We start from the raw sequence: 22,739 nt of genomic DNA, 5'->3' as shown, positions 1-22,739 counted from the left end.
GCCTCGCTTCGATCCACAAGGTAGTCGGGCCGGGGCTCGCGGCAGTGGTAGCCGCCCTGCTCGGCCTTGCCGCGCTCGATGCGTCCGGGCCGAACGAGCCGCCGCAAGCCGGCAAAATCGAGCACAGCTTTTAGTACCCTGCACCAATGCGTTCCTTTGTGGCCGCCATCGACCAGGGCACCACCTCGAGTCGGTGCATCGTCTTCGATCGGCAGGGGCGCGTCGTCGGCGTCGCGCAGCGCGAACACGAGCAGATCTTCCCGCAACCGGGCTGGGTCGAGCACGACCCCGAGAGCATCTGGCGCAATACCGAAGCCGTACTCGCCGACGTCCTGGCGCAGACCGGGCTCGGCAGCGCCGACATCGCCGCAGTCGGCGTGACCAATCAGCGCGAGACCACCGTGGTGTGGGATCGCGCGACCGGCGAGCCGGTGCACAACGCCATCGTGTGGCAGGACACCCGTACCGATCGCCTGTGCGCCGAGTTGGGCGGCGAGGCGGGGCCGACCCGGTACCAGGACCGCACCGGCCTCCCGCTGTCCACGTACTTCGCCGGCCCGAAACTGCGCTGGATCCTCGACAACGTGACCGGCGTGCGGGAACGCGCGGAGGCCGGCGAGCTGTGTTTCGGCACCGTCGACAGCTGGGTGCTGTGGAACCTCACCGGCGAGCACATCACCGACGTGACCAATGCCTCCCGCACCATGCTGCTGGATCTGCGCTCGCTGCAGTGGGATTCGCGGATCTGCGCGGAGTTCGGCGTGCCGGAGCCGATGCTGCCACGGATCGTGAGCTCATCCGAGGTGTACGCGCCGATCCGCTCAGGGCCGCTGGCCGGGGTACCGGTGGCGGGCATCCTCGGCGACCAGCAGGCCGCCACCTTCGGCCAGGCGTGCCTGTCGCCCGGCGAGGCCAAGAACACCTACGGCACCGGCAATTTCATGCTGCTGAACACCGGAACCACGCCGGTGTTCAGCAAGCACGGCCTGCTCACCACCGTGTGCTACCGCCTCGGCGAAGCCGACCCGGTGTACGCGCTGGAAGGTTCCATCGCGGTCACCGGCTCGCTGGTGCAGTGGTTGCGGGACAACCTCGGCATCATCTCCACCGCCGCCGAGATCGAGCCGCTGGCCCGCAGCGTCGCCGACAACGGCGGCGCCTATATCGTGCCCGCCTTCTCCGGACTGTTCGCTCCGCGCTGGCGGCCGGACGCGCGCGGCGTCATCGCCGGGCTCACCCGTTTCGTGACCAAAGCGCACCTGGCGCGGGCGGTGCTGGAAGCCGCCGCCTTCCAGACCCGCGAGGTGGTCGACGCCATGCGCGCCGACGCCGAGTCCCACCAGCTCGGCTTGGAGCTGACCACACTGAAGGTAGACGGCGGCATGGTCGGCAACGACCTGCTCATGCAGTTCCAGTCCGACATCCTCGACGTACCCGTGGTGCGTCCGGTGGTCAACGAGACCACCGCGCTCGGCGCGGCGTACGCGGCCGGGCTGGCCGTCGGTTATTGGTCGGGAACCGACGACATCCGGGCCAACTGGGCCGCCGACAAGACATGGCACCCGACCATGTCGCCGCAGCAGCGCGACGAACACTTCGCCGCCTGGAACAAGGCCGTCGAACGCACCTACGGGTGGGTGGATTAGCCGGTATTCACCCACCGCTCGCGGTCATTCGGACCGGGCGAAACCTGCTGCGGCGGTTGCCTGATCACCCACCGCGTGGGTCAAGCGGTCGACCGCCTCCTGCAGCATTCCGGCGTCGGATGTCGTGAAACACAAGCGCATCGAGTTGCGGTAGCCGCCGTCAACGGCGAATGCCGAACCGGGCACATAAGCGACACCGCGCTCGATGGCGCGCGGCAGCAACTCGACAGTATCGGTAGTGTCGGCGAAGTCGACCCAGACGAACATTCCGCCGGACGCATCTGTGCTCACCACCCGGTCACCAAGGCGACTACGCAGCGCGCCGACCAGCGCCTGGGCACGTTCGCCGTAGATGCGCCGTACCTCGTCCACATGAGCGGTGAGCCAGTCACCGTCGTCGAGCAGGTCGGTGACGATCTGCTGGGTCAGCGCTGAACCGCATAGATCCGCACTCTGTTTGAGCAACTCCACTCCCCGGCGCACCGCGCTCGGCGCCACCATCCAGCCTGCTCGCAGCGTCGGAGCCAGAATCTTCGACGCACTGGACAGCCGGATTACATTGGCCGAGTAGGATGCCACCGGCGACGGCGATGGTTGATCGAACCACAGCTCGCCATACGGGTCGTCCTCGATCACCCAGAAGCCGTGGCGCTCAGCGAGTTCAGCGAGCGCGCGGCGGCGATCCGGGCTCATGGTGACCCCGCGCGGATTGTGGAAGTTGCTCACCGTGTGGACCAGCGCGGGCCGCTCGCCACGGTCGAGTAATTCGGCCAGCACGTCGGTCCGCATACCATCCGCGTCCAGCGGAACCGCCGCGATCCGCGCGCCTGCCGCGCGGAACACCTGCAGCGCACCGACATACGCCGGATTCTCGACCACCACCAACGCACCCGGATCCAGCAGCACCTCCCCCAGCAGCGACAACGCCTGCTGCGAGCCGTGCGTGACGAGGACCTCCTCGACGTGCACGGCGCGACCCAACCGCGCCGACTCTCGCGCCGCCAACACCTCACGCAGCGGCCCCCACCCGGCCGACTCGGTGTACTGCAGCCGCGAGCGGTCGGTGAGCGCCGATTCGGCCGCCAGCGCGATCCGGTCACGCGGCATGAGCTGCTCATCGGGCAGGCCGCCCGCCAGGCTGATGATGTCACTGCGGGCGGTCAGCTTCAGCAGGTCACGGATCGCCGAGCTCTGCAGGCCGTCGAGGCGGCGGGCCAGCGGCGGGGTGGTCGGCGACATGGAAACCTCCGAAGGAACGCCACGGTAGACGACCGCTCCACTATCACATATCGCCACCCAGAATATGAAACAGAAATCTCACAATATGAGAAACCGACTCAGCGGTCGAAAATTGTGGAGATCAGGTGACGGTCCTCCTGCTGCACCGTGGCAATCGTCTGGCGATACACCGTTGTGACGCCGTTGGGGCGACGCTCGGTGAGGTCGACGTTGAACAGGTCGGGGCCTACCGACTCGATCCGGAGGCAATAGGCCGTGCCTGGTGGGATCTCACGGTCGATGGCCGGCTGCATGACTTGGGGTTGCTGAATGTTCGTTTGTGGCGTCACGAACGTATGCGCGCGGGCGGCACTGCGTTCGGCATAGTAGGCATGCTCGAAACCGAGAATCGCCCGGATCCCGCTGCTCGTGTCGCCCGGACTGTTGCCGATAGTGACGTTGCCCTCAGTTTTCGCTTGACAGTCCAGCACTGGCGCACTCGGGCCCGGAGCCGCTGTGGGGTCCCCACCGTCGTCGCCGCCGCGGGAGATCCCGATGATGGTCACCGTCAGCGCGATCAGCACGACGACCGCCGCGATCGAGCCCACCACGACCCAGCGCCGCGAGGAGCCAGAGCTCTCCGCGGGCGACGGTGTCGCGGGGACGCGCGGTGCCAACCGCATGGCGATCGGGTCCTTAGCCCAGGACAGGTCGGACTCCGACGTCGGGGGTGGCTTGGGCACGCCACCCTCTGCGGTCGGCTGGCTCCACCACGAGTCCCGCTCACCGCCGGTGGATTGCGGCCGCGCGGGCTCCGCGGCCGGCCGCTCCGGCGCGGCCGGTTGTTCGGCGTAAACGGTGGCGTCCGGCGCGCGGAACTGCTGCGACGGCGCCGTCGGCGCCGCCTCACCCGCAGGCCGCCAGATGAGTTCGGGGTGGTCGGTGGGCTGCTGCGGCACCTGCCAGCTCGGGCCGGTGTCGGCACCCATCGGTGGACCGAATTCCGAAACGGGCGGCCCGAAGTCGGAAACCGGCGGACCGAATTCCTCCAGCGGCGGACCGAATTCTCCCAGCGGCGGACCGAAATCCGACCCCGGCCGGCCGGAATCGTCCTCCCTCGCATCACCCTCGGAGGTCACACCCACTCCTTTCCCAGGACACACGAGTGGGGCGGTCGCGAACGACCGCCCCACCCGTCGAGATCAGCTCGTGTCAGTACTGGAGTGAACCGCCCCACTGGGCAGTGACACCAGCCACTTCGACGGTCTGCGCAGCGGAATCGCCCGACTGAATCGGAAGCTTAACCTGTGCGGCGGCTTCGAGTGCGGCCGCGCCGCCCGGCTGCTCCCGGATCCAGTTCTCCACCGCCGCCTTGGCCAGGTTCAGCTGAGTGGTATCGATCACCGCGGTGGTGTTGTTGTCGGCCAAGCCTTCGCCACCGGTGTAGGTGGTCAGCTTGACGGTGTTCTTGTCGATGAACTCCACCGAGATGCCCGCTTCGCCCTGGCCGGTCGGCGTGCGGTAACCGATGGTGCCGACGTAACCCGCCTCGTTGCTGAAGTGGTGGGTGTTGGCCACGTAGCCCGGGAGCAACCGGTTGCCGTCGATGTTCGCGCCGACCTCGGCGTGCGGACCGGTCATCTCCACGACCGGGGCAGCCGGGGCGGCCTCCAGCCGTGGCGCCTGCCACCGCGGCTGCTGCACCACGGTGGAAGATTCCGGCCGCGCTTCGGCGTTCCCGCCGCCCTGCGTTCCCGGTTGTGGAGCGGCATGTGTTCCCGGCTGCGGAGCAGCCTGCGTTCCCGGCTGCGGAGCGGCCTGCTGCCCAGGCTGCGGGGCCGCCTGATCCGGCGCCACCGCCGGCTGCGGATCGCCCGGCTGCTGGCCGGGGACCGGCAGCGGCGCGACGCGCGGCGTGGTCACACCCGGCTGCGTCGGCCGGGCCAGCCGCGGGTCCTTCTGGTCGGGCATCGCGTGGTCCGGGTCCGGCGTGACGACACCGGGCTGGCTCGGCGTCGGCTTGGTCTCCGGCTTCTGCGGATCCGGCTTCTGCGGATCCTGCTTGGCCTCGGGCTTACCCGGCTCCGCCTGCGTGGTTTCCGGCGTGCTCGGCGACTCGGTCACGCCGGGCTGGGTCGGCTGATCGTTGGGAGCCGCCCCCGCCGGCGCCGCGAAGAGAGTCGCCACTGCGGCCGCTGTGGCCAGGGGCAACGAGGTGCTCGCCATCGCTCGCTGGGCCCGACTCGGCTTACGATGTTTCACTTGCGCAATTCCCTTCCCGGGTGCGACCAGATCGGCCACTTCCAGTTGTCCTGGGTGAGACGCCCGATCGTCGAACGATCCGAATCGTTCGTCATGCCGATTTGGAAAGGAAACCCATCCCCCCGCACCGTACTTCGCGACCGCTCTCCGATCGCATCTCTGCCGAGGAGTGAACCATAACTGCGGAAAATGAGCAACGCGGCGAATAACCAAGAGTGGCAATATCACCCGCGTCGAGCGCCGCCCCGGTCTCCGAAAATCATGGTGTCCGAGACCGGACACGCGACAGCGCACGCCGGGTCGACATCACCCCAGATCGTCGTGCCGCATCAGCAATCGGGCCGCCTCGGTCACCGATCCGGTGAGCGACGGGTAGACCGAGAAGGTCTGGGCCAGGTCGTTCACCGTCAGATTGTTCTGTACCGCGAGCGCGATCGGCAGAATGAGCTCCGACGCGATCGGCGCCACAACCACGCCGCCGATCACCACACCGGTGGCGGGGCGGCAGAAGATCTTCACGAAACCACGTCGCAGCCCGGACATCTTGGCGCGCGGATTGGTGTTCAGCGGCAGCATCACGGTGCGCGCGGGCACCTCGCCGTTGTCGATCGCGGTCTGGCTGACCCCGACGGTCGCGATCTCCGGCCGGGTGAACACCGCTGATGCGACGGTCTTCAGGCGGATCGGGCTGACGCCCTCGCCGAGCGCATGGTACATCGCGATACGTCCCTGCATCGCCGCCACCGAGGCGAGCGGCAGCAGACCGGTGCAGTCGCCCGCGGCGTAGATGCCCGGCACCGATGTGCGCGAGACTCGGTCCACCCGCAGATAGCCGCCGCGGTCGAGTTCGATGCCGAGCCGCTCCAGCCCGAGGCCCGCGGTGTTGGGAGTCGAACCGACGGTCATCAGCGCGTGCGAGCCGGCAACCGTGCGTCCGTCGGACAACTTGACCACGATACCTTCGACGGTGCGCTCCACCGCGTCCGCGCGCGCGTGCTTGACCAGCTCGACGCCACGCTCGGCGAGCGCGTCTTCCAGCACCAGCGCCGCGTCGGCGTCCTCACCGGGCAGCACGCGGTCGCGGCTGGAGACCAGTTTCACCCGCACGCCCATTTCGGTGTAGGCGGAGACGAACTCGGCGCCCGTCACGCCGGAGCCGACCACCACCAACGTCTCCGGCAACTCCTCCAGGTCGTAGAGCTGACGCCAGTTGAGAATGCGCTCGCCGTCCGGTTCGGCGCCGGGCAACACGCGCGGGCTGGCGCCGGTTGCGATCAGCACCACCTCGGCCTCGAGGATCTGCTGCGCTCCGTCGGCCAGCGTGGCCAGTACCCGGTGTGCGGCCAGACCGCCGGCGGGATCGATCAGCTCGGCGTGTCCGGACAGCACCGTCACCCCGACGGTCTGCAGTTTCGAGCGGATATCCGACGACTGCGCCAGTGCCAGCGCCTTCACCCGCTCGTTCACCTCGGGCAGCTGTACCCGCGCCTGGTTCGGGTCGAGGGTGATCCCGAGATCCCGGGCCCGGCGCAGGTCGGTGCGCACCCCGGTCGAGGCGATGAACGTCTTGGAGGGAACGCAGTCCCACAGCACACACGCCCCGCCGATGCCATCGGAATCGATCAGCGTCACCGACGCACCGTGCTGGGCGGCCACCAGCGCCGCCTCGTAGCCCGCCGGTCCACCACCGATGATCGCGATGCGGGTCATTGATACCTCCGCTTGTGCTTCGCACCGGGATCTCCGGTACGACGTCAACGGTATCGGGCAACCACCCCGCACTTTCGACCGCGTTACCGGTGCGGGACGTTGCCGCGCCGTACGCCGCGCCGCAGGTGCGGCAATCGAACGCGGTCCGGGAAGTTTATTGGCTACCCTTTGCTGGTGCCGATCTATGCCGCCTATGGGTCCAACATGGACGCAACGCAGATGCTCGAGCGCTGTCCGCACTCCCCCATGTCCGGGACGGGCTGGTTGGAGGGCTGGCGGCTCACCTTCGCCGGTGACGATATCGGCTGGGAAGGGCCTCTCGCGACCGTCGTCGAGGACCTGGGTTCCCGGGTGTTCGTCGTGCTCTACGACGTGTCCCCGGAGGATGAGCAGCGGCTGGACCGCTGGGAGGGTTCGGACTTCGGTATCCACAAGAAGATCCGCCTGCGCGTCACCCGGGACGCCGAGGGCGCCGGCGAACCCACCCTCGCCTGGCTCTACGTGCTGGACGCCTACGAGGGTGGCCTACCGTCGGCCCGCTACCTCGGCGTGATCGCGGATGCCGCCGAAAAGGCGGGCGCCCCACCGGATTACGTACACGAGCTACGTACCAGAAACAGCCGCAACGTGGGGCCGGGCAACTTCGGCTGACCACACGTCACACCGAACGCGACAGCGGCGTGGCGAACCCGAAGCTTCGGCCACACCGCTGTCCGACCACTGCAAATCAAACGCAACCCAGCACGATATTCGTCAGCACCCGGACGCCGACCGCGAGCGCCCGCTCGTCGATGTCGAAGGTCGGCTGGTGCAGGTCCAGCTGTTCGCCTTCGCCGCTCCACACACCGAGGCGAGCCATCGCGCCCGGCACCTCTTCCAGGTACCAGGAGAAATCCTCACCACCGCCGGATTGCATGGTGTCGGCCAGCGCGTCGGGACCGAGCGTACGGATCGCGTCCTCGAGCATGCGGGTGGAGTGCTCCTCGTTGACCACGGGGGGCACGCCACGCCGGTAGTTGAGCTGGTAGCGCACACCGGTCGGAGCGAGCAGCCCGTCGACGATCTCGCGCACCATCGGCTCCAGCAGCGACCAGGTGTCGTGGTCGCCGGTGCGGACGGTGCCGGTGAGCATGCCGGTCTGCGGGATCGCGTTCGGCGCCTTGCCCGCGCTGACCGCGCCCCACACCATCACGGTGCTGGTGCGCGGGTCGATGCGGCGGCTGAGCAGGCCGGGAAGTCCGGTGATCACCGTGCCGATCGCGTAAACCAGGTCGCTGGTCAAGTGCGGGCGTGAGGTGTGGCCGCCCGGCGAGTCGAGCACCAGCTCGATGGTGTCGGCCGCCGAGGTGATCGCGCCGACGCGGACGCCGACCCGACCCACCTCCAGGCGGGGATCACAGTGCAGCGCGAAGATCCGCTCGACGCCCGCCATCGCGCCGGCGGCGACCACGTCGATCGCGCCGCCGGGCATGACCTCCTCGGCGGGCTGGAAGATCAGCCGCACACCGACCGGCAGCTTCGGCACCTCGGCCAGGGCCAGCGCGGTGCCGAGCAGGATGGTGGTGTGCGCGTCATGGCCGCAGGCGTGCGAAACGCCCGGAACGGTGGAGGCGAAGCTCAGGCCGGTGAACTCCTGCAGCGGCAGCGCATCGATATCGGCGCGCAATCCGATCCGGCGCCCGTCAGGGCCGAGATCACAGATGAGACCGGTGCCGCCGGGCAGGACCTGGGGGGCCAGGCCCGCCTTGGTCAGCCAGGCCGAGACGAACTCGGTGGTGCCGAACTCGGTGCGGGACAGTTCCGGGTTGGCGTGGATGTGCCTGCGCCACCCGACGAGGTCGACGGTGTGATCGGCGAGCCACGACTGGACCGCTTCCCGCCCGGATCCCAGGGGCTGCGGCACCGTGGAGCTCACGAGGCCTTGCATTGCCCCACGGGCGTCCGCAGCCCCACGGGTGTCCGCAGCCCCACGGGCGTCCGCGGCGGGACCCGTCGCCTGCGCCGCCGAACGGCGGGTTGTGCTCACCGAATGTCCTCCTGTCGTTGAACCAACCGTTGCAACAACCTGTCTCTATGGATGTCATCGCGTGCGACGGTGATCGCAGTACGCGCGAGCGCGAGCGCACCGTCGAGGACCGCGCGATCCGCCGAGGCGTTCACGCTCGCCGCGGCGAAGCCTGGCTGATGGGTCACCGCACCACCGGCATCAATGCCGATGACCGGGTGAATGCCCGGAACGACATTGGTGACATTGCCCATGTCGGTGCTGCCCAGCGGCCGCTGCGCCTCGAGCTCCGGGGCGATCGGCACGCGTCCCAATCCGATGATCTGCTCGCGGTAGACGAACAATAACTCCGGATCCGGGGTCAACTCGGTGTACGTCGGCGCGAGCGTCCGGATTTCGTGGGTGCAGCCGGTCGCGAGGGCGCCCGCCTCGAAGCAAGCCGACGCTCGTCGCGTCAGATCGTCAAGGGATACGGAGTCGGCTGCGCGTAGGTAATACAGCAATTCCGCATGGCCGGGCACGATGTTGGGAGCTACGCCACCGTCGCCGACTATACCGTGCAGTTGTTGGCCCGGCAGGAGATGTTGTCGCAGCAACCCCAGCGCAACCTGCGCGACGGTGACCGCGTCCCCCGCGTTGCGGCCCTGTTCCGGGGCCGCGCTGGCGTGTGCCTCGCGCCCATGGAACAGCACCGAAAGGTCGGCCAGCGCCAGCGAACGAGCCCCCACGATGTCGAGCGGACCAGGGTGCACCATCATCGCCATCGCCACGTCGTCGAATACGCCGCGTTCCAGCATCAGTATCTTGCCGCCGCCACTCTCCTCGGCGGGCGTGCCGAACACCTGCACGGTGATGCCGAGCTCGTCGGCGACCTCGGCCAGGCCGAGCGCCGCGCCCACTGCGGCAGCGGCGATGATGTTGTGGCCGCAAGCGTGCCCGATTCCGGGCAGCGCGTCGTATTCGGCGCACAGGCCCACCGTGAGCGGCCCGCTGCCATAGCCGGCCCGGAACGCCGTCGGCAGGTCCGCGACACCGGTCTCGATCTGGAACCCGCGCTCGGCGAGCGGGGCGATGGTCTTGGCGACGCTGCGGGTCTCCTCGAACGCCAGCTCCGGTTCGGCGTGGATCGCGTGCGAAAGCGCGATCAGCTCGGCGGACGCGGCGTGGATCGCGGCGTCACTGCGACCGGCCGCGTCGGCATCCGAGCACGCGGGGTGCCCGGCACAGTGCAATAGATCGCGCCCACTGCGCGGTGGTGGCATAACCCCAGTCTGGCAGCCGTGTCGGTTTTGCAGCGCCTGCGGCGCCGCAGAACGAGTCGATCGATGGTTTGCCCGCGTATCCGCGGGCTGTGATGGCGCTTCTGGAAGGGTGATTCCGGCGCGCGTCAGCCGGCGCCGAAGGCCAGGTTTTCCGGGGTGGTGGGTACCGCGAGCCCGGCCAGCGCCGTCGCGTGCAACGCGCGCTTGATCACCGGCAGGCTCGGCTTGCGGTTGCCCGCCAGGGCCGCCGCCCGCTCGACAGCGGTCACGACCAGCGCGGATGCGTCCGCCTTACCGTCCACGATGCCCGCGGCGATCGCCTCGTCGGCCGGGTAGCGGTGCCCCGTCGTCATCGCCTGCACGCAGACCTGCCTGCTCAGCCGCTCGGTGAGCAGAGCGTTCATGCCGACGGTGAACGGCATGCCGAGGTGCACCTCGGGCAGGCAGTAGAAGCCGCGGTCGGCGCGCATCAAACGGAAGTCGTGCGAGGTGGCCAGCATGGCGCCCGCGCCGAAGGCATGGCCGTTGATCGCGGCGACGGTCGGCAGCGGGAAACCGAGCAGGCGCGTGTAGAGCGAATGCACCTGGTCGAGATAACTGTGCATCTTGTCCATGTTGCCGAACAACCAGTCGGTGTCCAGACCGTTGCTGTAGAACTTTCCGGTCGCGGTGGTCACCAGCGCGGCGGGCCCCTCGGAGCTCTCCACCTTGTCCAGCAGCGCGTGGAACTCGTCGATCCAGTCCGGGTGGAAGCGATTCTCGCTGTCGGTCTGCCCCTGCGCGCCGAGATAGCCGACGAACACGTCCCCCGCACGTTCCAGGTACGGCATGCGTGCAGCGTATCCGGCGTACGCGAATATTCCTACTCGCGGGTAGGGGTCGATCGTCCCGCACTCGGGGACGCCGGCTCCCCGTCACGAACCGCCTCACCTGCCGACCTGGCGCTACAGTGACGATCATGCTTGCCGAACAGGCCGCTGAGGCGATCGCCGAACGTACGGGAGTGCCGCGCCACCGGGTGGCGGTCGTGCTGGGATCCGGTTGGCAGGATGCGGCCGCCGAGATCGGGGCGCCGCGGGCGTCGGTGCCGATGCCGGAGCTGCCCGGTTTCGGGACGCCGAGCGCGCAGGGTCACGTCGGTGTGGTCCACTCCGTCCAGGTCGGCGACACGCCCGTTCTGGTGCTGATGGGCCGCCAGCATCTCTACGAGGGCTACCGGCCCGCCGACGTGGTGCACCCGGTGACGGCGGCGATTTCCGCGGGCGCGGAAATCGTCGTGCTGACCAATGCCGCGGGCGGTATCCGGCCCGGCCTCCGGGTCGGCGAACCGGTCCTGATCAGCGATCACCTCAACCTGACCGGCCGCACGCCGCTGGCGGGCGCGACCTTCGTCGACCTGGTCGACGCATGGGATCCCGAACTGCGAGCGCTGACCCGGGAAATCGACCCGAGCCTGACCGAAGGCGTGTACGCGGGCCTGACCGGACCGCAGTACGAGACTCCCGCCGAAATCCGGATGCTGCGCACGATCGGCGCGGACTTGGTCGGCATGTCCACGGTGCTGGAAGCCATCGCCTGCCGCGCGCTCGGCGCGCGCGTGCTGGGCATCTCACTGGTCACCAACCTGGCCGCAGGAGTCACGGGCGCGCATCTGTCCCATGCCGAGGTGCTCGCCGAAGGGCGTGCCGCGGCCGCACGGCTCGGCAAACTGCTGCGTGGCGTGCTGGAACGGGTCTAGATGCTGCGCTTCGGCACCGCTGGCCTGCGCGGGCCGCTGCGCGACGGCCCGGACGGCATGAACGTCACCACGGTGACGCGGGCGACCGCCGGGATCGTCGACTGGCTGCGCGGCCGCTGTCTCGGCGGCGGTCCGGTGGTGGTCGGCCGCGACGCCAGGCACGGGTCCGCCGAGTTCGCCACGGCGACCGCGGAAATCTTCGCCGCGGCGGGTTTCCCGGTGACGCTGCTGCCCGGCGCGCTGCCGACGCCGGTGCTCGCGTACGCGGTCCGGGAACTCGGGGCGGTCGCGGGCGTGCAGATCACCGCGTCGCACAATCCGGCTACCGACAACGGTTACAAGGTCTACCTCGACGGCGGGTCGCAGCTGGTCGCCCCGGCCGACACCGACATCGAGCGCTGCATCGGGAAGGTCGTCGAGCCGGTCGATCGTGCGCCGGTTGCCCCGGCGACCGACGACGTGGTGCGGCGCTACCTGCGTCGGGTCGCCGAACTGCCCGCCCTGATCGGTGGCCAGGGCGAGCGTGCGGGTATCCGGATCGCGCTCACCCCGTTGCACGGCGTGGGCGGCGACCTCGCCGTCGAAGCGCTCACCGCGGCCGGATACCCCGACGTCCACGTGGTGGACGAGCAGTTCGCGCCCGATCCCGACTTCCCCACCGTCGCGTTTCCGAATCCGGAGGAACCCGGCGCCCCCGACCTGCTGCTCGCGCTGGCCGCCGAGGTGGGTGCCGACGTGGCGATCGCGCTCGACCCGGACGCGGACCGCTGCGCGGTGGGTGTTGCGCGACCGGACGGCAGTTGGCGGATGCTGCGCGGCGACGAGACCGGCGTCCTGCTCGGCAACTGCGTGCTGCGCACCGCCGCGGCCGACGCGCTGGTGGCGACGACGATCGTGTCCTCGCGATTGCTGTCCAAACTGGCTCCGGCGCGCGGCGGCCGGTACGCCGAGACACTCACCGGCTTCAAGTGGCTGGCCCGTGCGGGCGACGGCCTGGCGTACGCCTACGAGGAGGCGATCGGGCACTGCGTCGACCCGGCGAAGGTCCGGGACAAGGACGGGATCTCCGCCGCCGTGCTCGTGGCCGACCTGGTCGCCCGGCTGAAGGCGGCGGGACGCACCCTGAACGACGAACTCGACGACTACGCGATCGAATTCGGCCTGCATGCCGGCGACCAGGTAGCGCTGCGGCTGCCTTCCGCAGCAGACGCCGCGGCAGTGCTCGAACGGCTGCGGGCCGACCCGCCGGACGAGATCGCCGGCGAGCCGGTGAAATACACCGACCAGCTCCAGGTGCGCGGCCGGATGCGGACCGATGCGTTGATCTTCGAGGGCAGCTCCGCGCGCCTGGTCGTACGTCCTTCCGGCACCGAGCCGAAGCTCAAGTGCTACCTGGAGGTGGTCGAGCCGGTCGGCTCGCGGGCCGAGCTCGCCGCCGCGCGAGCCGCTGCGCGCGTACGCCTTTCGGCGCTGCGCGAGTTCTGTCGGACGCTCTGATCGTCCGCCGGCCGTTCAGCGCCGGCGTTTCAGCACGGCCCGTACAGTGCGGGCCGTTCAGCGCGGCCCGTGCAGTGCGGCCCGTTCAGTGTGGGCCGTTCAGGACGCGTTCAGCGCGGCCCGTTCAGCGCGGACCGAACTGTCGATCGCCCGCGTCGCCGAGGCCGGGCACGATGAAGGCGTTCTCGTTCAATCCCGCGTCGACCACCGCCGTGACCAGCCGCACCGGCAGACCCGAATCAGCCAGTACCGCAATGCCTTCCGGTGCCGCGACCACGCACACCGCGGTGACGTCGGCGGCACCGCGCGCGACGAGCAGCTCCAGTGTGCGGACCATCGAGCCGCCGGTGGCCAGCATCGGGTCGAGGACGAAGACCGGTAGTCCGGCGAGGTCCGTGGGCAGCGATTCCATGTACTGGACCGGCAGGTGGGTCTGCTCGTCCCGGGCCAGGCCGACGAATCCGATTCTGGCGTCCGGGATCAACTCGGCGGCCGCGTCGACCATGCCGAGCCCGGCGCGCAGCACCGGAACCAGCAACGGCGGTTGCGCCAGCCGAACGCCTTCGGTGGCGGCGACGGGCGTCACGATCGGGAAGCGCTCTACCGGCGCCTCGCGCAGCGCCTCGTAGATCAGTATCCCGGTCAGATCGCGTAGTGCGGCACGGAAAGCCGGATTCGGCGTGCGTTCGTCCCGCATCGTGGTGAGCAAGGCGGCGACGAGTGGATGGTCCACGGTGTGGGTGCGCATGAGGGAACGATAAGGTCGATCACCGACGCGCCGACGGACTCGACCCAACTTTTTTCCGAAGTGGCGGAACCGAACCGCAACAGCGCGCGTCGAACCAAGTGGATGACGTACTCTGCCTGGGAACAACAGATGGGGGAAGCTCTGATGCGAAAGATGTCGGCGGACACCGAGGGCATTGCGGCCTACGGGGCGACCGCCCACGTCATGGCGGGTGAGATGGCGGCAGCGGGGGTCAACGCGGCCGCGGCGGAGCCCGCGCTGCTCGGCCCGATCATGGGACTCGTCGGTGCCGACTTCATGGCGGCCTATACCGCGGCGCACGCCGGTCACGTCGCCGCGATCGGCCAGCTGTCGGCGGTGCTCACCAGCATGGGTGGCGCGGCCGCCGGCGCGGCGACCGTGCTCACCGAGACCGACACCTCCGCCGCGAGCGCGCTGCAGAGCGCGGCCACCGAACTGGAGTGAGCCGATGATCGATATCAACGCGCTGGCGAAACCGATCCTCGACCTGCTCGCCGGCTTCGGCACCGGCGTGCTGCCCACCGGCGGTCCCACCGATGCGCTGCGCAGTACCTCGACCGTGGTCGACCAGATCCATCAAATGGGCCGCGACAGCATCAATGGCATGAACACCGCGTGGGACGGCCGCGCCGCCGACGCCGCCACCGCCAAGGCGCTGCGCGTGCAGACCTCCGCGGCCACCATCTCCGATCGGGGCAACGAGATGGCCACGGTGGTGAACCAGGCCGCCGGAGAGGTCGAGACGGGTCAGAAGCAGCTGACCGATATCGCTCAGTCGTTCGTGAACACCGCGGCGAGCATGGGTCCCGCCCTGGGAACGCCCGCGGGATTGACGGTGCTCGTCGGATCGGCGATCGACCATCTCGGCCAGGCGATCAACGTGGTCGGCCGGGTGCAGAACGAGTTGCAAACGCACACCGCGTCGATGAACGAACTCACCCCGCCGCCGCCGACCCCGCCGCCGTCCGGTCTGCCGGGCCCCGCCGTACAGCAAGTGGCATCCACCGCGTCCGGCTTGTTCAGCGGCGTGGGCCAGATGATGAGCACCGCGATGGCGACACCGCGCTCTCAGGTGCAATCCCAGCGCGGTCCCGGTACCTCGCCGGGCGCGCCCCGGCCCGACACCGGTTCGCCGGGCACGCCCACCGACGGCAAGGGTGTGAAGCTCACGCTGCCCGATGGCAGCGTCGTGGAGGCGCCGAACGAGCAGGCCGCCACGGCGGTCCGCTCGGCGCTCGGCGCCGTCGGGACCCCCTACGTCTGGGGCGGTAACACCCCGGGTGCCGGACTGGACTGCAGCGGACTCACGAAGTACGCCTACGGCGAGGCGGGCGTCGATATCCCCCGGCTCGCGGCCGAGCAGAGCAACGGGGCCACCCCGGTGTCCCCCGGCGACCTCATGCCCGGCGACCTCGCGATCTGGGATGGCCATGTAGCCATGGTGATCGGCAACGGGCAGTTCGTCGAAGCGGGTGACCCGGTCCAGATCAGCTCGATTCGAACGGAGAATTCAGGTATGGACTTCCACGGTTTCTACAGGCCGACAGCATGACCCGACCACAAGTCCCCAACGTCACCGTCGCGGCCAGCAGCAACCGGTCCGGCACCATCTCGGTGCGGGCGACCGATCAGGGCATGCCGGTGGAGATCAAGTTCGAGCGCAGCGAATACCGTTACGGCGCACAGTCACTCGCCAACGAGATCCTGCGGCTCACCCAGCGCTCCGCGATCGCGGCACGGGCGCGGCGGCGCGAACTGCTCGCCGAGTCGGGCATGCCCGCGGACATCCTCGACCGCCTCGGCCTGCCCACCCGCCAGCAGGCGGTGGACGAACTGGACCGGATCGATGACGCGGACACGGGACCGACGAGCTGGATGAGGCCGGTATGAGCGAGCGAATCATGGACGCGGCCGCGAGCGCGGTCATGCGGGAGCCGAGCGCGGGCGAGGCGAGCGCATGAGCGGGGAAATGGACGCGCTGGTCGCGTCGGCGACCCAGCGGCTGGAGGCGCTGGAGGCGGCGCTGTTCGGGCTCCAGCAGGTACGCGGACGCTTCACCAGCGAGGATGGCGCGGTGAGCGTCGAGATGAACAGCGATGGCGCGCTGGTGGGTCTGTCGTTGGCGGAATCCGTCACATCGCTGCCGCCCGCCGAGGTGGGACAGCTGATCGTCTGGGCGTGCCGGCAGGCCGCCGAAGACGCCGGCGCACAGCGATCCAAGGTCGTTGCCACACTGAACGAGTCGTTCGTCCCGGCCGGGCAGCCGCCCGGAGCGACGAATGGGGGCGGGCCGGATAGTGCCTGACGCGGAAGGTCGATAGGCTTCCGCACATGGCTTCTGGAGACATCGTCCCGATCGAGCTCGGCCTGACCGACGGCGATCTCGTCACCCTGTGGGCACCGCGCTGGCGAGACGGTGACGACGAGTGGGAGGCGTTCCTCGGACACGAGGACGCCCTCTACGGTTTCGAGTCCGTCGCGGAGCTGGCCGCGTTCATCCGCACCAACTCCGACAACGATCTCGTCGACCATCCGGCCTGGAAGGTCATCGCTGGTCTCTCGGCCGTCGAACTGGAGCCGGAGGAGAACTTCACCTTCGATCTGGTCGCGGTGCCGGAATTGGCCGCGGGCGAGCCGGACGTGGATGCCATCGCCGAACTGGAGGACACTCTCGGCATGGTGCGCAACATCGGTGAGGTGTGCGAACTGGAGACGGTGACCAAGTTCTTCGGTTCGCATCCGGTGCTCGGCGCGCTGCCCAGTGGGGTGAGCGCCTTCGTCGGGCGCGATGGCGAGGAGCTGTGGGGCCAGATCGGCGCGGCCATCGCCAAGGGCTGGGACGACGTCCTGGACGCCATCGACTCCGTGGTGCAGACCCCTGAGGTCGACGCCGAGGCGGTCGCCGTCGCCGAGGCCGAACTCCTGGCCGCCGAGGAGAACGTCGTCGACGCCGACGACGCGGCCGACAGCGATGAGGACGAGGAGTTCGAGCCTGTCGACCTCGACGACGAGGAGGACGAGCAGGACGAGGACGAGTCGTTCTGGCACGAGGTCGGCATCGACCCGATCAAGATCATCGCGTCCGAGGGCAGTTTCTTCACCCTGCGGTGCTACCTGGACGACGAACCGATCTTCCTCGGCACCAAGGGCTCGATCACGGTGTTCTCCTCGGAGCGCGCACTGGCCCGCTACCTCGCCGACGATCACGAGCACGACCTTGCCCGGGTGAGTACCTTCGCCGACGTGCAGACCGCGGCGGTGGACGGCTCACTGGAGGTGGAGGTCACCGACGAGAACGTGTATGTGCTGCCCGGCCTGTCCGAAGACTTGGCGGAGGGCCCGGAGGCAGTCGATATCGAACAGCTCGACTTCGCGGTCGAGCTGTTCACCGACGCCGCCGACTACGCCGACGACGACACCGTCGAGCAGGCGCTGGCGCAATCCACCCCACTCGGCTGGTACGTGTCCTACCTACTGAATCCCGACCCGACCCGGTTGGCGCCGAATCCGCCGTTCACCGCCGAGGCACAGGCGTGGCGGGAGCTGGAACGCAACCTGGAGTCCCGGCTGGACAAGCAGTAACCAGGTCAACCCGACCCAGGACCTTCGGCCTGTCAGCGCACGTGCCCGCCCTCGTGGTGGGCGGCGGTCGAGGTGAATCATCAGCGGCCGTGCGTTACCGTGGCCCTCGCCCACGGTGACGCAGCGCTGCCGACCTCGGACGGTGCCCAGGGTGACGATCATCGAGCCGAGCATGCCGGGATGGTCGAGCCTGCCGGGTAGCGACCAGCCAGCCGCCGGGGATAGCCCACACCCGGGCCTCCTTTCAGCGGCACCGTTTTGTCGGGTACCCACGAAGCGGCCTACTCCGTCCGGCCCGGTTCGACGCGCCGCGCGTCCGCGCGACCTTCGGCGAACGAACTCCGCCGCACCCGCGCGGTTCGCCGCCCGGCGCGCTGTCCACCGCAACGCCGGGCGAGCGACCCCGAAGCCGGGCACGCCCGATCTCGTTGTGTCCGTGGACTATCCGATCAGTACCGCGTATCCGGGTTTGATGATGTCGTCGATGATCCGCAGCCGCTCGGGGAACGGGATGAACGCCGACTTCATGGCGTTGATGGTGAACCGTTCCAGATCGCTCCAGCCGTAGCCGAATGTCTCGACCAGTTTGTGCATCTCCTTACTCATGCTGGTGTCGCTCATCAGCCGATTGTCGGTGTTGACCGTGACCCGGAAGCGCAGCCGGGCCAGCAGATCGAAGGGGTGCTTGTCCAGCGAGGGCACGGCGCCGGTCTGCACGTTCGACGACGGACACAGCTCCAGCGGAATGCGCATGTCCCGGACGTAGTTGGCGACCAGTCCGAGCCGCGCGTCCTCGGTCGCGCCGGGCACGCTGATGTCGTCGGTGATCCGCACGCCGTGACCGAGCCGGTCGCAGCCGCAGAACGCCAGCGCCTCGTGGATGGAGGGCAGACCGAATGCTTCTCCCGCGTGGATGGTGAAGTGCGCGTTGTTGGCGCGCATGTACTCGAATGCGTCGAGGTGCCTGCTCGGCGGGAAGCCCGCCTCCGCACCCGCGATGTCGAAGCCGCCGACGCCGCGATCGCGGAAGCGCACCGTCAGCTCGGCGATCTCCCGCGAGCGTGCGGCATGGCGCATCGCAGTGAGCAGGCAGGTCACCACAATGGTGTGGCCCTGCTCGGCGGCGGCCGCCGCACCCTCACGAAAACCGGCGAGAGTGTGTTCGACCACCTCGTCGAGCGTAAGTCCACACTCCAAGTGCTGTTCGGGGGCGAAGCGCACCTCCGCGTACACCACGCCGTCGGCGGCGAGGTCCTCGGCGCATTCGCGGGCGACCCGGCGCAGGCCCTCAGAGGTCTGCATCACGGCGACGGTGTGGGCGAAGGTCTCCAGGTACCGTTCCAGCGACCCGCTGTCGGCCGCGTCCCGGAACCACGCCGCGAGCGACACCTCATCGGTGGCGGGTAGATCCTCGTAGCCGCTCTGCGCGGCGAGCTCGAGCACCGTAGCGGGCCGCAGACCACCATCGAGGTGATCGTGCAGCAGCGCTTTCGGCGCCTGGCGGATCGAGGCAAGCGTCAGAGGCATCGGTCCAGTCATGTATCGACGGTAGCCGCAGTACACCGAATCGGCAGCGAACTCCGGCCGCGGCAACCATCTCGTTGCCGAGCGGATGCGGGCAGGTCCGCAACGCGACACCGGCCGGACCGACAACACACCTGTGCGCTACCAACGGCGCGCCGACAGCACCGCGGTGTCGGCCGATGCTGGACCGAGCAATTCAGGCCTCGATGCGACCCAGAATCAGCGATGCGGGTGTGTCCATCGGCGCGCTGTCGATGGTGACCGCCTCGCGCAGCGCGGCGGCGGCACCCGCGAATGCCTCGGGAGTATCGGTGTGCAGGGTGAGCAGAGGCTGTCCCGCAGTGACCGGATCACCCGGTTTCGCATGCATTTCCACTCCGGCGCCGAATTGCACCGGCTCGCCCTGACGCGCCCGGCCCGCGCCCAGCCGCCAGGCGGCGAGGCCGACGCCCATCGCGTCGAGCCTGATCAGCACACCGTCGGCGGCGGCGAGGACGGTCTCGGTGTGCTCGGCGACCGGCAGCGGCGCGTCCGGGTCACCGCCCTGAGCGCGGACCATCGCGCGCCAGTGGTCCATTGCCCGCCCATCAGCCAGTGCGTCGGCGGGGTCGACGTCGAGCCCGGCCAGGGCGACCATCTCGCGCGCCAGGACCAGGGTCAGTTCCACCACGTCGGCGGGTCCGCCGCCGGCGAGTACCGCCACCGATTCCGCGACCTCGAGAGCATTGCCCGCGGTGCGCCCGAGCGGGGTGTCCATGGCGGTGAGCAACGCCACCGTCCGCACGCCCGCGTCGGCTCCGAGCCCGACCATCGCCGTGGCCAGCTCGCGCGCTTCGTCGAGTGTCTTCAGGAAGGCGCCGGAGCCCACCTTGACGTCCAGCAGCAACGCCGCGGTGCCCTCGGCGATCTTCTTACTCATGATCGAGCTGGCGATGAGCGGGATCGATTCGACGGTGCCGGTGACATCGCGCAAGGCATAGAGCCGTTTGTCCGCGGGCGCGAGGTCGGCGCTCGCCGCGCAGACCACCGCTCCGATGCGGGGATCCGTCAGCATGTCGCGCATTCGCGACACCGGCACGTCGGCCCGCCAGCCGGGGATGGATTCCAGCTTGTCCAGCGTCCCTCCGGTGTGGCCGAGCCCGCGGCCGGACAACTGCGGCACCGCGGCACCGCAGGCGGCGACGAGAGGCGCCAGCGGCAACGTGATCTTGTCGCCCACCCCGCCGGTCGAGTGCTTGTCCACGGTCGGCCGGGGCAGGTCGGTGAGGTCCATCCGGCTGCCGGACGCGATCATCGCGGCGGTCCACCTGGCCGTCTCGCGCCGCGTCATGCCGCGCCAGACGATCGCCATGGCCAGCGCCGACATCTGCTCATCGGCCACCACGCCACGAGTGAACCCGTCGACGACCCAGTCGATCTGCGCGTCGGACAGTTCGCCGCCGTCACGCTTCGTCCTGATGATCGAAACCGCGTCCAGTACCGTCACATTCGCCAGTCTGGCATGTGATGCCGCCCGAGCCCGGTTCCAGGAGGCGGCATCCCGATAGCGTTGCCGCATCACTCGTTCGCGGTTGGGGGAAGCGACGATTCCGGCGCACACGGACCAGCGGGGCACAGAACGAGGAAACCCGCGGCGAGTCGCCCTATCGGCTGACAAGGCGCGCCGTCGATACCCATACGCGACGCGCGGCCGATCGCTGGTCTCAACCGCCCGGAGCAAGACGGGGCGCTGATGACAGAGCGGATCGGCTCCGGTCCCGCGTGTTCTCACACCGCACCACGCCACCGCGCACGACGCTCCACCGCAGCCCACGAACTCGACACCGCCCTGGCCACACACCTCTCACGACCGGGTTCGGCCACGGGTTCGGTCGTGCCGGACAACCGCGATCGACCGACCTTGGTGACCACATGAGCGCCGCGCACCGACTGCTCGATCGCATCGAGCGCTCCGCGCCGAGACGCCCCTCGCCGGGCGGATTGCCGACGGACTCGGCTCACACCTGCCCGGCGTCCAGATCGTCGGGGCCGAAAGCATCCGGAAGCAGCGTGCGCAGCGGCACTGCTCCCGCTTGGTGATCGACCAGAAGGCCGGCTCCACCGTGCTCGTAGAGCAATTGGCGGCAGCGTCCGCATGGCATCAGGATTGCACCGCGAGAATCGGCCACCGAGATGGCCAGCAGACGCCCACCACCGCCGGAAATCAAGTTACCGACGAGTACACATTCGGCACACAGGCCCAATCCGTATGAGACATTCTCCACATTGCAGCCGCTCACAATGCGCCCGTCGGCACTGAGAGCTGCCGCGCCGACCGGAAACCTGGAGTAGGGTGCGTACGCATTTCGCATAACTCTAATCGCGTTGTCACGCAACACATTCCAGTCGATTTGCGACATAACCAACCCCTCTCGAACTATGCCGAATACGGCCGCGCGAGAGCCAGGACACAACCCCACGAATGCCGAGAAAGGTAAACCTAACCCGATCCTTTGTCGTGCAACGCACGGCCCGCCGAATTAGTTCCGGGTGTGCGAGAGGATTAGAGTCCAGAACAGATCGGTTCAGGCTTCCCCGCGACGGGCCGCAGTGCAGCCACCTGGGCATTCGCCCCCAACGCCGCCGAGCGGCGGACCTGAAACCGGGTCCATCAACGACGTTGGAGGCACCGCACTCTATGACCACGATTGAAGCTCCGGCCCAGCCGAAGCGGAAGACGCTGTACCGAGGCGACCCTGGCATGTGGTCGTGGGCGCTGCACCGGATCACCGGCGTCACCATCTTCTTCTTCCTGTTCGTCCACGTGCTGGACACCGCTCTGGTGCGCGTGAGCCCGGACACCTACAACCAGGCGATCGAGACCTACAAGACGCCGATCGTGGCGTTGATGGAGATGGCCCTGGTCGTCGTCGTGCTCTTCCACGCGCTCAACGGCGTCCGCGTGATCCTGGTGGACTTCTGGTCCAAGGGACCGAAGTACCAGCGTTTGATGCTCTGGATCGTCCTCGCGGTCTGGTTCCTGCTGGCCGTCCCGTCCATCGGACGCCAGTTCTTCTACTTGTTCACGGAGCACTGACAATGAGCGCACCTGTTCTCGGCAAGTCGTATGACCGCCCGGCCAGTCTGGATCTGCCCCGCTCGCCGCGCGCCCGCTCGAGCAGCAACTTCGAGAAGTACGCCTGGCTGTTCATGCGCTTCTCCGGCCTGCTGCTGATCGTGCTGGTGCTCGGCCACATGGCGATCATGCTGTTGCTGGACGGCGGCGTGAAGCGGCTCAACTTCGCCTTCGTCGCCGGTCGCTGGTCCAGCCCGTTCTGGCAGATCTGGGACCTGACCATGCTGTGGCTCGCGCAGCTGCACGGCGGCAACGGTCTGCGCACCGTGATCGACGATTACTCCCGTAGGGACTCGACCCGGTTCTGGCTCAAGACGCTGCTGGCCGTCTCGATGATCCTGGTCATGGGCGTGGGCACCTACGTCATCTTCACCTTCGACCCCAACATCAGTTAGGAACAGGCCCCCTCGC

At 68.8% G+C, this 22,739-nt stretch carries 22 protein-coding genes; 11 read left to right on the top strand and 11 right to left on the bottom strand.

Translation table 11 applies throughout. The features are described from left to right. Positions 1-146: 146 nt before the first annotated feature. Positions 147-1,646 (top strand): glycerol kinase GlpK, encoded by a 1,500-nt coding sequence (gene glpK / locus ACT86A_RS05650; protein WP_445090922.1) that lies wholly within the window; start codon positions 147-149, stop codon positions 1,644-1,646. A 24-nt stretch (positions 1,647-1,670) separates the two neighbouring features. On the opposite strand, the gene ACT86A_RS05645 is transcribed toward glpK, so the two are convergent. The 4 genes from ACT86A_RS05645 to ACT86A_RS05630 form a co-directional block, all read right to left on the bottom strand. Continuing rightward, a complete protein-coding gene (locus tag ACT86A_RS05645) occupies positions 1,671-2,885 on the bottom strand; it encodes an aminotransferase-like domain-containing protein (RefSeq protein WP_445090921.1) in 1,215 nt (404 codons plus the stop codon). A gap of 98 nt (positions 2,886-2,983) precedes the next feature. Beyond that, positions 2,984-4,003 (bottom strand): DUF8176 domain-containing protein, encoded by a 1,020-nt coding sequence (locus tag ACT86A_RS05640; RefSeq protein ID WP_445090920.1) that lies wholly within the window; start codon positions 4,001-4,003, stop codon positions 2,984-2,986. 73 nt (positions 4,004-4,076) lie between these two features. Further along, positions 4,077-5,126 carry a hypothetical protein gene (locus tag ACT86A_RS05635; protein ID WP_445090919.1) on the bottom strand — a complete coding sequence of 350 codons (1,050 nt, stop codon included), beginning with the start codon at positions 5,124-5,126 and terminating at the stop codon, positions 4,077-4,079. Positions 5,127-5,432: 306 nt separating this feature from the next. Then, the gene (locus tag ACT86A_RS05630) at positions 5,433-6,836 is read right to left on the bottom strand and encodes an NAD(P)H-quinone dehydrogenase (RefSeq protein WP_445090918.1); all 1,404 of its coding nucleotides are present in this window, start codon (positions 6,834-6,836) and stop codon (positions 5,433-5,435) included. Positions 6,837-7,010: 174 nt separating this feature from the next. Here ACT86A_RS05630 and ACT86A_RS05625 point away from each other — a divergent pair, with 174 nt between their 5' ends. Continuing rightward, positions 7,011-7,487, top strand: a complete 477-nt coding sequence (locus ACT86A_RS05625; protein ID WP_445090917.1) for a gamma-glutamylcyclotransferase family protein — start codon at positions 7,011-7,013, stop codon at positions 7,485-7,487. A gap of 76 nt (positions 7,488-7,563) precedes the next feature. On the opposite strand, the gene ACT86A_RS05620 is transcribed toward ACT86A_RS05625, so the two are convergent. The 3 genes from ACT86A_RS05620 to ACT86A_RS05610 form a co-directional block, all read right to left on the bottom strand. Continuing rightward, positions 7,564-8,763: a M20 family metallopeptidase gene (locus ACT86A_RS05620; RefSeq protein ID WP_445090984.1), complete on the bottom strand. Its 1,200-nt coding sequence runs from the start codon at positions 8,761-8,763 to the stop codon at positions 7,564-7,566. Between the two features lie 95 nt (positions 8,764-8,858). Continuing rightward, positions 8,859-10,103, bottom strand: coding sequence for a M20 family metallopeptidase (locus ACT86A_RS05615; RefSeq protein ID WP_445090916.1), 1,245 nt, complete (start codon positions 10,101-10,103; stop codon positions 8,859-8,861). 125 nt (positions 10,104-10,228) lie between these two features. Next, entirely contained in the window at positions 10,229-10,933 is a 705-nt protein-coding gene (locus ACT86A_RS05610) for an enoyl-CoA hydratase-related protein (protein ID WP_445090915.1), read from the bottom strand. 128 nt (positions 10,934-11,061) lie between these two features. Here ACT86A_RS05610 and ACT86A_RS05605 point away from each other — a divergent pair, with 128 nt between their 5' ends. Together ACT86A_RS05605 and ACT86A_RS05600 are read left to right on the top strand one after the other, a co-directional pair. Continuing rightward, a complete protein-coding gene (locus ACT86A_RS05605; protein ID WP_445090914.1) occupies positions 11,062-11,841 on the top strand; it encodes a purine-nucleoside phosphorylase in 780 nt (259 codons plus the stop codon). Beyond that, the gene (locus tag ACT86A_RS05600; RefSeq protein ID WP_445090913.1) at positions 11,842-13,338 is read left to right on the top strand and encodes a phospho-sugar mutase; all 1,497 of its coding nucleotides are present in this window, start codon (positions 11,842-11,844) and stop codon (positions 13,336-13,338) included. A 124-nt stretch (positions 13,339-13,462) separates the two neighbouring features. Here ACT86A_RS05600 and upp read toward each other — a convergent pair whose 3' ends face one another. Next, positions 13,463-14,086, bottom strand: a complete 624-nt coding sequence (upp, locus tag ACT86A_RS05595; RefSeq protein ID WP_445090912.1) for a uracil phosphoribosyltransferase — start codon at positions 14,084-14,086, stop codon at positions 13,463-13,465. 129 nt (positions 14,087-14,215) lie between these two features. Here upp and ACT86A_RS05590 point away from each other — a divergent pair, with 129 nt between their 5' ends. The 5 genes from ACT86A_RS05590 (at position 14,216) to ACT86A_RS05570 (ending at position 17,689) form a co-directional block, all read left to right on the top strand. Beyond that, entirely contained in the window at positions 14,216-14,551 is a 336-nt protein-coding gene (locus ACT86A_RS05590; RefSeq protein WP_445090911.1) for a hypothetical protein, read from the top strand. A gap of 4 nt (positions 14,552-14,555) precedes the next feature. Then, entirely contained in the window at positions 14,556-15,659 is a 1,104-nt protein-coding gene (locus tag ACT86A_RS05585; protein WP_445090910.1) for a C40 family peptidase, read from the top strand. Further along, a complete protein-coding gene (locus tag ACT86A_RS05580; protein ID WP_445090909.1) occupies positions 15,656-15,997 on the top strand; it encodes a hypothetical protein in 342 nt (113 codons plus the stop codon). Before ACT86A_RS05585 ends, ACT86A_RS05580 begins: the two co-directional genes overlap by 4 nt. A gap of 67 nt (positions 15,998-16,064) precedes the next feature. Then, on the top strand, positions 16,065-16,412 hold the full coding sequence (locus tag ACT86A_RS05575; RefSeq protein WP_445090908.1) for a YbaB/EbfC family nucleoid-associated protein: 348 nt from the start codon (positions 16,065-16,067) through the stop codon (positions 16,410-16,412). A gap of 26 nt (positions 16,413-16,438) precedes the next feature. Beyond that, on the top strand, positions 16,439-17,689 hold the full coding sequence (locus tag ACT86A_RS05570; protein ID WP_445090907.1) for a SatS C-terminal domain-containing protein: 1,251 nt from the start codon (positions 16,439-16,441) through the stop codon (positions 17,687-17,689). A 441-nt stretch (positions 17,690-18,130) separates the two neighbouring features. On the opposite strand, the gene ACT86A_RS05565 is transcribed toward ACT86A_RS05570, so the two are convergent. The 3 genes from ACT86A_RS05565 to ACT86A_RS05555 all read right to left on the bottom strand — a co-directional run bounded on the left by ACT86A_RS05565 (position 18,131) and on the right by ACT86A_RS05555 (position 21,612). Further along, the gene (locus ACT86A_RS05565) at positions 18,131-19,228 is read right to left on the bottom strand and encodes an adenosine deaminase (protein WP_445090906.1); all 1,098 of its coding nucleotides are present in this window, start codon (positions 19,226-19,228) and stop codon (positions 18,131-18,133) included. 181 nt (positions 19,229-19,409) lie between these two features. Continuing rightward, the gene (locus tag ACT86A_RS05560; protein WP_445090905.1) at positions 19,410-20,699 is read right to left on the bottom strand and encodes a thymidine phosphorylase; all 1,290 of its coding nucleotides are present in this window, start codon (positions 20,697-20,699) and stop codon (positions 19,410-19,412) included. A 511-nt stretch (positions 20,700-21,210) separates the two neighbouring features. Beyond that, on the bottom strand, positions 21,211-21,612 hold the full coding sequence (locus ACT86A_RS05555) for a cytidine deaminase (protein WP_445090904.1): 402 nt from the start codon (positions 21,610-21,612) through the stop codon (positions 21,211-21,213). A gap of 278 nt (positions 21,613-21,890) precedes the next feature. On the opposite strand from ACT86A_RS05555, the gene sdhC reads away from it, so the two are divergent. After that, entirely contained in the window at positions 21,891-22,289 is a 399-nt protein-coding gene (sdhC, locus tag ACT86A_RS05550; protein WP_445090903.1) for a succinate dehydrogenase, cytochrome b556 subunit, read from the top strand. Positions 22,290-22,291: 2 nt separating this feature from the next. After that, complete coding sequence (locus ACT86A_RS05545) at positions 22,292-22,723, top strand: succinate dehydrogenase hydrophobic membrane anchor subunit (RefSeq protein ID WP_445090902.1); 432 nt, start codon at positions 22,292-22,294, stop codon at positions 22,721-22,723. Positions 22,724-22,739 lie beyond the last annotated feature (16 nt).

Source organism: Nocardia glycosmidis (assembly GCF_052545115.1).
Note: the sequence above shows the minus strand (reverse complement) of the source record. Positions and strands in the feature narration are given on the sequence as shown.